Source organism: Microcystis panniformis FACHB-1757 (assembly GCF_001264245.1).
Lineage (GTDB): Bacteria > Cyanobacteriota > Cyanobacteriia > Cyanobacteriales > Microcystaceae > Microcystis > Microcystis panniformis.
Genome location: NZ_CP011339.1, coordinates 2194436 through 2205007, shown reverse-complemented (window position 1 = coordinate 2205007; position 10572 = coordinate 2194436). Strand labels below are relative to the sequence as shown.

At 43.9% G+C, this 10572-nt stretch carries 9 protein-coding genes and 1 pseudogene; 7 read left to right on the top strand and 3 right to left on the bottom strand.

What is annotated here, in order from left to right:
• The first annotated feature begins 41 nt into the window (after nucleotides 1–41).
• Nucleotides 42–533 carry a GNAT family N-acetyltransferase gene (locus tag VL20_RS10595; protein WP_004161352.1) on the top strand — a complete coding sequence of 164 codons (492 nt, stop codon included), beginning with the start codon at nucleotides 42–44 and terminating at the stop codon, nucleotides 531–533.
• Here the strand turns inward: VL20_RS10595 and VL20_RS10590 are convergent.
• Nucleotides 530–3550 carry a plasmid replication protein, CyRepA1 family gene (locus VL20_RS10590; RefSeq protein ID WP_004161351.1) on the bottom strand — a complete coding sequence of 1007 codons (3021 nt, stop codon included), beginning with the start codon at nucleotides 3548–3550 and terminating at the stop codon, nucleotides 530–532. The genes VL20_RS10595 and VL20_RS10590 overlap by 4 nt on opposite strands.
• A 266-nt stretch (nucleotides 3551–3816) precedes the next feature.
• Here VL20_RS10590 and VL20_RS34055 point away from each other — a divergent pair, with 266 nt between their 5' ends.
• Nucleotides 3817–4011: an IS1/IS1595 family N-terminal zinc-binding domain-containing protein gene (locus VL20_RS34055; protein WP_423251347.1), complete on the top strand. Its 195-nt coding sequence runs from the start codon at nucleotides 3817–3819 to the stop codon at nucleotides 4009–4011.
• Nucleotides 4012–4063: 52 nt separating this feature from the next.
• Nucleotides 4064–4249, top strand: coding sequence for a PEP-CTERM sorting domain-containing protein (locus tag VL20_RS28135; protein ID WP_221634802.1), 186 nt, complete (start codon nucleotides 4064–4066; stop codon nucleotides 4247–4249).
• Between the two features lie 328 nt (nucleotides 4250–4577).
• Here VL20_RS28135 and VL20_RS10585 read toward each other — a convergent pair whose 3' ends face one another.
• Nucleotides 4578–5801: an ABC transporter substrate-binding protein gene (locus tag VL20_RS10585; protein ID WP_052276485.1), complete on the bottom strand. Its 1224-nt coding sequence runs from the start codon at nucleotides 5799–5801 to the stop codon at nucleotides 4578–4580.
• 273 nt (nucleotides 5802–6074) lie between these two features.
• On the opposite strand from VL20_RS10585, the gene VL20_RS10580 reads away from it, so the two are divergent.
• The 4 genes and pseudogenes from VL20_RS10580 to VL20_RS31110 all read left to right on the top strand — a co-directional run bounded on the left by VL20_RS10580 (nucleotide 6075) and on the right by VL20_RS31110 (nucleotide 9087).
• Nucleotides 6075–6380: a DUF6825 family protein gene (locus VL20_RS10580; protein ID WP_002761072.1), complete on the top strand. Its 306-nt coding sequence runs from the start codon at nucleotides 6075–6077 to the stop codon at nucleotides 6378–6380.
• A 90-nt stretch (nucleotides 6381–6470) separates the two neighbouring features.
• Entirely contained in the window at nucleotides 6471–8159 is a 1689-nt protein-coding gene (locus VL20_RS10575; RefSeq protein WP_128575188.1) for an ABC1 kinase family protein, read from the top strand.
• Nucleotides 8160–8203: 44 nt separating this feature from the next.
• A pseudogene (locus tag VL20_RS10570) lies at nucleotides 8204–8926 on the top strand (Stp1/IreP family PP2C-type Ser/Thr phosphatase).
• A gap of 11 nt (nucleotides 8927–8937) precedes the next feature.
• Nucleotides 8938–9087, top strand: a complete 150-nt coding sequence (locus VL20_RS31110) for a hypothetical protein (RefSeq protein ID WP_158499337.1) — start codon at nucleotides 8938–8940, stop codon at nucleotides 9085–9087.
• Between the two features lie 96 nt (nucleotides 9088–9183).
• Here VL20_RS31110 and VL20_RS10565 read toward each other — a convergent pair whose 3' ends face one another.
• Nucleotides 9184–10557 carry an ankyrin repeat domain-containing protein gene (locus tag VL20_RS10565; RefSeq protein ID WP_052276483.1) on the bottom strand — a complete coding sequence of 458 codons (1374 nt, stop codon included), beginning with the start codon at nucleotides 10555–10557 and terminating at the stop codon, nucleotides 9184–9186.
• Nucleotides 10558–10572: the final 15 nt, after the last annotated feature.

Below are 10572 nucleotides of genomic sequence, written 5' to 3'. Positions count from 1 at the left end.
CAAGGGAAAATTAGGTTATACTTCATCTTACTTGATATTCTATGATTATTCGCGAGGCTAAAGAAACAGATTTACCAACAATTATCGAGATTTATAATGCTGCTGTTCCCACTCGCAAGGCAACCGCAGATTTAAAGCCTATTTCCCTCGAAAGTCGGCGAGAATGGTTTGAAAAGCACGATCCTGAACAGTATCCCATCTGGGTAATAGTGATCGAAGGTCGGGTGGTGGGTTGGCTGAGTTTACAGATGTTTTATGGTCGTGTCGCTTACCAAAAAACGGCAGAGGTTAGTTTATATATTGCCCCCGATTATCAAGGTCGTGGAATCGGTAAATTATTAGTAGAATATGCCTTGGAGCGCTGTCCCCAATTGGGTATATCTAATCTTATCTGTATTATTTTTGCCCACAATCAAGCCAGTATTTGTCTCTTTGAAAAATTCGGCTTTCAACGATGGGGTTATTTACCCCAAATTGCCGCTCTAGACGATTTTCTGGCTGATGTGGTCATTTTAGGGAAAAAAGTCGCTTAAATAGGCAATTTCTCCATAGCTAGACTAAATTCTAGACTTAATTGAATATAAGCATTTTCTGATTCGCCTAGAGATGGTTTCTGGGTGAGAGAAAAGAGATAGTCCTCATACCAAATCTCAGAACTTCCCGCACATTTTTCGTCTCTAAATAACCATTGTTGAAACACTTGTTCTCTACCATCCTGAGGGGCAACAATCTGATAAACTTTAAGAGATTTTTTAGCAATTCTCCGGCTGCCCTTGCTGGTTAATTCATAACCTAACAAGTTCAAACAATTACGAATAATCGTCAGAGGACGGGAAGTATTAGAGAGATTAATCTTGGTGATAGTTTTAATCTCGTTGCGGTTTTTAATGGCGATTTCAGCCATTTTTTGTAAGTCGGCATCATGATTAGTTAATTCTCTTTCAGGATTAGCTAATAATACGGGAATTCCTAACACTTCTAACGTCCCGATAATCACTCCTAATTGACTACCATTAAAATCGGGAATAAATAAACTTCCCTGACCTGATTCTATCAGTTTACGCGCAATTAAAGCATCTCGATCACACAAAAATTGTCGCCCAATTGTCAAAAAGTAATGTAAGCGTAGTTCTTGATACCATCCCTGATCATCTTTACTCACTAATTGCGGTGTGACGGGGATTCCATAGCGTTTATATAGGTCATATTTCCTGATAATTCTCCTTTCTTTCACTGACTTAATTAACTGTTTTTTTAGCCAACGATATTCTGATTCTGTGATCTCGGCTGCGCTGGCAATTTCCTCGCATTCAGAACGATAATTATGTTCCCTAATTTCCTCAATTGCTTCCGTTAACTGATTATTTATTTCTAGTTCTTCTTCCTGATTCCGTTCTTTAATTCTCTGGCCTTCTGCTTGTAAAATTCCTAGAATTGACTGACGATAATTAAGCATATAAGCATTTACTCGTACAGCCATTTTAGCCCAGCAGAGGAGAGATTCCGCTTGAAAAATTGTATCTAAATCCTCCAGAGATTCTAAATCTGATTGGTGTAGTAAGCGAATATTAACCTCCGTTAGTCGGTGTCCAGAGGTGAGAAGTTTGGGGATAGAAGTGGAACCATTGCCCACCTGATTAAATCCGTACACTGCTGACCAAATATAACGAGGAATATTCTCTCTAATTCTCCCTAAAAATTGAGCGATAGAAGTGGGAGTTTGAATCCCCTGTGCTAAACACCAAACCGAGGTAAAGTGTTGCTGAATATCAATACTAATTCCCGTTTCGATCGCAGGACTAGCTAGAACTATATCATAGTTAAGCAACAATTGATTTAAATTGCCAATCGCCTCATAGGCAGCGTGACTAGAATCTTGCAATGACTCTGAGTCTATCCGCAAAATTTTCTTCTGGGGAAATTGCTTTCTTAGATAAGATTCTAGAGTAATTGTCCCCCATTTACTGGTTAACTTTTGTGCTGACAGACAAACAAAAGGTTTTCCTCCCTCTTTAATATGTTTGACTAAATCATTAACTAGCTGTTGGGGAGTATTATCAGAGTAGTTATAAACTCGCCAAGCTTCCTGATAATTAGGTTTCCAATCGTTACTAATTAAAAAAGTTTCTAGTTTAATCGCCGCTAGAGAAGTTAAGTATTCTAGGGAAATATCACTTAAATCAGCATCGGCAACTAGGACTTTGCCCCCACTGCTGACCACAGTTTGCAGCAGGGACTTTAGGGATTTTAAAATTGCCACACGATTAGTTTTACAAGTATCCCCATTTAACCCATGCCATAGAACCTGTTCGATCTCATCGATAATAATGATAGCTTCTCGCCAATCTTCCGCTTGAAATTTAGCTTGTGATTGGGGATGGAGAGAGTCAATACATAAACCATAACCGTAAATTTGTGCCGCAGGATTGTCCCTAACTTGACTGATATAGTTTAAACCAAAGCGTTGACATAACTCCTCCACCAGTTTCACCCGATGACCGATAACTAAAACTTTTTGTTGATTGGCAATAGCCTGTTTAACTATCTTGGCTAAAAACTCAGTTTTCCCCGTACCTTTAGCCGATTTAATCGCCATTAACTGCGCTGATGTAGGGATGGCAATATCTGGCAAGTAACGGCTATTTAACTCTAGATGAGGTGGGAGAGTTAAACTATTTAAACTCGCTGCCTTCCAAATTTCCCAAGAGGTAGCTTTTTGATAGACTTGTTGGAAGTAATCTTCCCCTCGATTGATTAGTAAATCATCCACCCCTTTACCATCAGCAGCATCCCAAGTAACCACCTTTACCTCACAGTTAGCCTGACTGAATAGATAACCCATTCTCTGTAAAGCTAAATTAACCGCTTGTTGGGTTTTTGGTTTAGTTTCTTGATCAAAAACTAGATAAATCTTTCGTCCGGAATTAGCTAATTTTTCTAGCTGCGGAATTAAATGAGATTTGCCGATTCTCCTACCTAGTTCGTCCTTGGGAGTACGATAACCATTGTGAATCCCTGGTAAGGCAATTGTCACATAACCTGCTGTTAGTAATGCCCCCGCTTTTTTCGCTCCTTCCGTAAGACAAATAGGTATCTCTGGATGTTTGATTACCCAAGACCAAAAACCGAGATCCTCTTGCTTATTATCCACTTCTTCAGTTAAAATATTAATACTGATAGACTGGGCTATCCTTTGCCAAATTTTCAGGGGAACCCGCAAAGCAAAGACTCCCGTAGGGGTTTGGGGGGGATGTTCGTACTTAATCGGTTTAGCCTTATCGAAGCTTAAACGGGGAAAATCGGGCTTAAAACAGCCCCAAAGGTCATAATTACCAGTTAATAAGTCAATTCCTGAACACCACCAACCGCCTTGACTGGTATGTTCATAACGCTTGAGAATACTATCCCTAACCCTGCCATCATTGCGTCGCGGTAATTCTTGGGAGTAGAGTAGGTATTCACTGGGAGATAACCCCGCTAAACTGGTGACATTGAGATGGATTAACTCCGCGTCCACCCCGCTACCACGCCATTCTTCTAAATATTTCATCCTTGTCCTCTACTGGCTAGACGCTATATATAGCGTTTTTGTCCTATTATTCTAGCGGTAAGCCACTAAATAGCGAAAAGAGAAATTTTACTCTCTCAGAGGTTCTCGGAGGAAATTTGACTTTTAATCCACTCTTGTCTGAGATTATCGAAAAGTTAAGTAGTCGTGCAAAAGGAGACAGGCTTCGGCCGTGAGATCAGGCTTCGACGGTGAGCTCAGCCGGTAGTGATCCGATAGTAGTGGCGTAGCTCTCTTGCTTATCTAGCCTGAGTTGTAAAGATTCACAAGCTTCAATATTTCGTTGTCCTAAATGGGGTTCTTGCCATACCATCAAAAATGGTTCTACACATAATGGCAAACCAAAACGTAAGGGTAAAGATTGTGGTCGTCAGTTTGTAATTAATCCTAGTAATAAAACCGTCTCTAACGAAAACAAAAAATTAATAGTTTGGGATCAATAGCTCGGGTAATTTCACATTCACGGCAACCAGTGGTCAAAGCACTCTTGAGATTTTGGGAATACTTGGGACTCCTAACGATAGTTCTGATATTGCCTTTGATGATTTAATAGTGAGTACCGTAGCCGTACCCGTACCCGTACCCGAATCTGAACCTCTAGCCATGTTAGGTTTAGTAACCGTTATCGGATTCGGTACCGGCTTGCGGCGGAAACTTGCTAAGAATAGTCAGAAAAAATAAGTCCCGCAAAAATAAGAAAAAGGGACAGAAATAACCTTGATCCTATTCCTTTTGTCTCGTGCCAAGGTTCTACATTGGCACGAGAAAAGGGAGGATATTCCTCCCTTCCCTGATGGGTTACACAAGAACTAGAACCTCTGGAAGTGCGTTGCAAGGGAGATGCTTGCAACGAGGTAAGTAGGGAGGCACAATTATTTGTAGGATGGGTTAGCGGTGGCGCAACATGATCGGACGTTGGGTTTCATGCTTCAACCCAACCTACGTTCTGGAAGTGCGTTGCAAGGGAGGGACTGGCAACGAGATGGAAATGAGAAGAACCCTTTACTGATTAATTTTTCACAAAAGTAAATTTACCATTTTTACCATCGGCATCCATTTTAATTTGTGCCACGGAGAATTTATCCTGAATGATTTCCCCTTCGGGAGTAAAAGCAATATCTCCCAGGACAGTGACATACTTACCCGCTAAAATTTCCTGATTTAATTGTTGGCGAATTTGTTCGAGGGAAAGTGTACTGAGTTTATTTTTATCATCTACTCGTTTTAAGGCCTCGACAAAAACTTGAATTCCCGTAAAAGCTTGAGCAGTAAATTGGGGCGGTGCTTTTTTATTTTCTGCTGTATAAGCGGCGACAAAATCCCGATTAATAGGATTATCTAATTCCGGATTATAAGCTTGAGCGATGAGAATACCATCACATTGAGCTTGACAAACCGGGAAAATATTAGAAGTATTTAAACCATTGCCCCCAATAATTAACCCCTGATAACCTAATTGTCGCAACTGTTTGACCAAATTGCCCCCGTCAGCAACCAAACCAGAAATAACCACTAAATCTGGTTTAATATTAATAGCGGCGGTGGCTTGGTTTTGAAAATCTGTATCGGTGGTTTGGAATTTCTGCACGGTGACAATATCAAGATTTAAACTCTTTAGGGTTTCTTGAAAAGTTTCCGTTTCCGATTTACTAAAAGCATCATTTTGGGCAAAAAAGACAGCCACTTTTTTAATCTTGGGATCGATTTTTAAAGCAGTTTTAACCGCATTGGGAGCGACCACAGCCACAGGAGCGGACACCCTACCTACATATTCACCGATCTGGGGGATACCTTTAGCCGTGTTAGACGGGCCGAGAATGGGAACTTTGGCTCGATCGGCGATCGGACTAGCGGCAAAAGCTTGCTGGGACAGGGACGGACCGAGAATACCCACCACTTTATCTTGAGTAATTAGGGTATTTATGGCGTTGATCGCGCCCTGTTCATCCCCGGCCACATCCTGGATAATAACTTTAATCGGTGTTCCATTGACTCCGCCCTTTTTATTAAAATATGTTTCAGCCATCTTGACACCGATCACCTGTTCCTGTCCCAATAGGGCGAGATTACTGGTTTGAGCTAAAGCTGCACCGATGGGAATAGCAGCAGTGGCGGCGTTTTCTGCGGGACTGGGGTTAGTTTGACTGGTGGGAGTGCCGGAATTACAGGCCACCACTAAACCAAAAGTGACTAGGGATAGTATTAAGGGGATTAATAAACGTTTTCTGAGCATCTTAACTCTCCGGGGACTGATATTGTTGATGACACTATTATTTCGCTAATCGGGTTGATTTCAGCGATAATTCTCGACGCGATCAAACCAGATTCTGCTCCCTTAGCGCCCTTTGTTTCCCCTAATTTTGTCGATTAACCTCCCCGTCTCACCTCCGTTTTCAGAAAAACGATTTGCCTTTTCTGGTTCTGTCGCCTAACCTAGTAGTTAGGGAATTTATTATCGCCTTTCCCGTTCACAAAACCCAGCAAGCGAAAACATCCATTTAAGATTATGACTAACCCCGTTATTCACGCCTTTTTCCTCGGACGAGCGATCGCTGAAGTGGTCAGTGAACAGCTAGAAGATGCGTTCACCAACGCTTTAAGCGAATTAGGCAAATTTGATGCCGAACAACGGGAAAACCTGCGGCAATTCGTCGAAGAAGTGCAAATGAGAGCCGATCGAGCCATGGAAAAGGGAGTATATACTGAGACAGACTCCAGTGGTTCCTCCAGTGCCGATGTGCAGGAAAACATCGACGAAATGCGGGCCGAAATCGCCCAATTGCGCTCGGAACTAAAAAACTACCAGAATTAACCCAAAACCCTCTTTTAGTCGCTTTAAAGCCCCAAAAATTGCGTGTCAGCCCTTCTACCAGTCCCCGTTACCCTAGAGTTAAACCCAGCAATGCCGGCCCTCCAAGTCGCCAAAAATAGCTATCGTTGGAATCGAGAAAACTATTCCATCAATCGTCGTCGTCTAGATATTTGGCGATTCGTTCTGACTGTACTTTATCAATTCTGGCTCAACGGTAAAAAATGGAGCTATAACGGTGGCTATAGCCAGGAAAAACTCGCCAGCAGACGCAGAAAACAAGCCGCTTGGATTCGGGAAACCATGCTAGAATTGGGTCCAACTTTTATTAAAGTCGGTCAACTGTTCTCCACCCGGGCCGATCTGTTTCCCCTGGAATATGTGGAAGAACTCTCGAAACTACAGGATCAGGTTCCCGCATTTACCTACGAACAGGCCAGCAAAATCATCGAGGTATCCCTCGGTAAACCCCTCAATCAACTCTTTAAAAGCTTTGATCCTATTCCCCTAGCAGCCGCTAGTTTAGGGCAAGTTCACCGGGCCCAACTGAAGAGCGGGGAAGATGTGGTGGTCAAAGTCCAACGGCCCGGATTGAAAAAATTATTTAGTATCGATCTGACCATCCTGAAAAAAATCGCCCAATACTTCCAAAATCATCCCAAATGGGGTAAAGGTCGCGATTGGACGGGTATTTATGAAGAATGCTGTAAAATTCTCTGGGAAGAAACCGATTATCTCAACGAAGGTCGTAACGCTGACACTTTTCGCCGTAATTTTCGCGGGGAAGATTGGGTGAAAGTACCGAAAGTCTATTGGCGCTACACCGCTCCCCGGGTTTTAACCCTAGAATACCTCCCCGGCATCAAAATCAGTCATTATGAGGCCCTAGAAGCGGCTGGACTCGATCGCAAATTGTTGGCTAAACTAGGGGCAAAAGCTTATCTAATTCAACTACTCAATAACGGCTTTTTTCACGCAGATCCTCACCCCGGCAATATTGCCGTTGATAGTGACGGCTCCTTAATTTTCTACGATTTCGGCATGATGGGACAAATTAAAACCAATGTGCGCGAAAAATTAATGCAGACTCTCTTGGGAATTGCCCAAAAAGATGCCGATCGCGTGGTCACTTCTCTGGTGGATTTAGGAGCATTAACTGCTAATGGTGATATGGGAGCAGTGCGGCGATCGATCCAGTATATGCTCGATAACTTCATGGATAAACCCTTTGAGGAGCAATCCGTAGCCTCTATCAGCGATGATCTCTATGAAATCGCCTACGATCAGCCTTTTCGCTTTCCCGCTACCTTTACCTTCGTCATGCGGGCATTTTCTACCCTAGAAGGGGTAGGCAAAGGACTCGATCCCGAATTTAACTTTATGGAAGTGGCCCAACCTTTTGCCCTGCAATTAGTAAATGATATGACAGGAAATAATGGCAGTAATATCCTCGATGAGTTAGGACGACAAGCAGCCCAAGTGAGCAGCACCGCCCTGAGTTTACCCCGACGCATCGATGATACGATCGAAAAATTAGAACGGGGTGATATCCGTGTCCGGGTACGTTCCAGCGAATCCGATCGACTTTTGCGGCGATTGGGTATGATTCAAATGGGAACCAACTATACTTTACTGGTCAGTGCTTTACTTATCTCAGCGACGCTTCTATTCGTCAGTGGTTTTGGTTGGTTAACTTTATTACCAATGGCGATTTCCCTGCTGCCGGGGATAGCTCTTGTGAGACTCTGGCGAAAAATTGAACGTCAGGATCGCATGATGTAATTGATTGCGGGATAATAAATATTGTGTTAAAAGCAGAAATTTCGATGAACAATCTTTCTTTTGGAGGACTGACCGATCCTGGTGTAGTGCGATCGGTTAATCAGGATAGTTATTATATCGACCCGAGCGGCGCTTTTTTATCGTTGCTGATGGTATGGGGGGTCATGCGGGGGGACAGGAAGCTAGTCAAATCGCCACTGAAACTATCCAAGCTCATCTAGAAGAACACTGGAATTCGCCCCAGGCTGCCGGGGAATTGCTGCAGGAGGCAATTACTGTCGCTAACGAGAAGATTATTGAAGATCAACTGAAACATCCCGAAAGACAGGACATGGGGACAACTCTAGTCATGGCTATCGTCCGAGATGATGGCTCTTGGTACACCCATATTGGTGATTCCCGTCTCTATCGCTTTCGTGAGCAAAAATTAGAACAGGTGACGGAAGATCATACGTGGATAGCTAGGGCGATAAAAATGGGCGATCTGTCCGAAGAAGATGCGAAAAACCACCCTTGGCGGCACGTTTTATTTCAATGTCTCGGGTCGTCGCGATTTGCCCCCAGTGACGGTATCTCCCCTCGATCTGCAATCTGGCGATAGTTTAATTCTCTGTAGTGATGGTTTGACGGAAGAACTGTCCGACGAGGAAATTAGCGATTATTTGCAAACCAGTGCCGATTGTCAGGAAATTGTCGAGAATTTAGTGGCAGCGGCCAAAGAAGCCGGCGGTTCTGATAATATCACCGTGGTCATGGTCAGCTGTTGACTATCTAGGGTTTGCGGCAAAAAGTTTCTCGTGGGGAAGTGGGGAAGTGGGGAAGTGGGGAAGTGGGGAAGTGGGGAAGTGGGGAAGTGGGGAAGTGGGGAAGTGGGGAAGTGGGGGAATTTCAACTAACACCCTATCACCCTAAAACCCTAAAACCCTAAAACCCTAACACCCTAACACCCTAACACCCTAAAACCCTAAAACCTGCCGATCGCCGATCGCCTCATCTCCACAAGCAATTTAAATGCGTGGGCAGCTTACTCGATCGCTCCTGCTTGTTGTAATAAAGAAACGATCGCCTGATGGTGATTAAATTTAGCTAACATTAAAGCGGTCATTCCCCCTTGATTTTTCTGATTTAAGTTCACTTTTCCCCCGTCTAACAAAACTTTAACCGTGTCGAGACAACCGTGATAACTCGCCCACATTAACGGGGAAGCGCCGCTAAAATCGAGTTTATTGACATCGGCACCGATAGCGATTAACCAGCGCACCAATTGACTATTATTGTCCTCACAAGCTTTCATAAGGACGGTTTTGCCATCGGGATAAACGGCGTTGGGATTAGCCCCGTAGTCGAGGAGATAACGGCAGATTTCCGTAAATTGGCGCTGTAGAGCTAAAGTTAACGGTGTTTCTCCCTGCTGAGTTAGGTTAGGGTCGGCTCCCTGTTTTAACAATTCTAAAACGATCGCTTCGTATCCCTGCACCGTGGCGATAAGCAAGGGTGTATCACCAAAATGGTTGCGGTGATTGACAAAAGCGCCAGCTTGTAGTAGGGCCTGAACGATCTCTAAATGTCCTTCGATCGTGGCTAAATGTAAGGCCGTTTCTCCCGCCTGATTTTGATTGTCAATACTAGCCCCCTGAGCGAGTAAAAGTCGGACAATATCGAAATATCCCTCAGCAGCGGCGATCATCAGGGCAGTTTCTCCCTCCTCCGTGCTAATGTTCGGATTGGCTCCCGCTTGCAGTAAAGTTTGTACGCTGCCGAGATTTCCCTTCTCTACAGCCAAAATTAGGGGAGTTTCCCCGGATAAAGTGGGAGAATCGAGGGGCAGACCACGGTTAATAAACAATTGGAGGATTTCTGGACGATTAGCGGTGAGAGCCTCTAACCAAGCTTCTTGACGGATTTCTTCATCTACACCACTATCGAGCAGTAAACCGACAATTGCGGCGTAATTTTGGCTTATCGCTACAGATAAAGCCGTATCTCCATCCCGATCGCGCATATTGACCCGAGCGCCGGCGGTTAATAACTGTTCTGCGATCGCTGTATGACCCTTATAAGCGGCAATCATTAGTGCTGGTGTACCATCTTGATTGACCTGATTGACATTAGCAGCGGCGGCGATTAATTGAGCGAGGATTTCACTGTGATTGAGGGCAGCCGCTAACATGAGAGGGGTTAAACCTTGAGGTTGTTTACTTTTGTTGATATCAGCCCCAAATTCTCGCAAAATTGCCACAATTTCCTGATGACCCCCCTGCACGGCATAGATTAAAGCCGTCGTATTGTGGCCATCGGTGGCGTTGACATTTGCCCCCTGACTCAGTAAAGCTTGAACCCGCGCGAGATTGCCCTGACGCGCCGCTTGTATTAACAAGATATCCCAATTAGAAGCCATTAACAGTGACCGATC

Excerpts from the sequence above, each read along its gene's own strand:
- VL20_RS10580 (WP_002761072.1), top strand. The coding sequence starts at position 6,075 with ATGACTAACCCCGTTATTCACGCCTTTTTCCTCGGACGAGCGATCGCT.
- VL20_RS10585 (WP_052276485.1), bottom strand. The coding sequence starts at position 5,801 with ATGCTCAGAAAACGTTTATTAATCCCCTTAATACTATCCCTAGTCACT.
- VL20_RS10575 (WP_128575188.1), top strand. The coding sequence starts at position 6,471 with ATGCCGGCCCTCCAAGTCGCCAAAAATAGCTATCGTTGGAATCGAGAA.
- VL20_RS10590 (WP_004161351.1), bottom strand. The coding sequence starts at position 3,550 with ATGAAATATTTAGAAGAATGGCGTGGTAGCGGGGTGGACGCGGAGTTA.
- VL20_RS10595 (WP_004161352.1), top strand. The coding sequence starts at position 42 with ATGATTATTCGCGAGGCTAAAGAAACAGATTTACCAACAATTATCGAG.
- VL20_RS10565 (WP_052276483.1), bottom strand. The coding sequence starts at position 10,557 with ATGGCTTCTAATTGGGATATCTTGTTAATACAAGCGGCGCGTCAGGGC.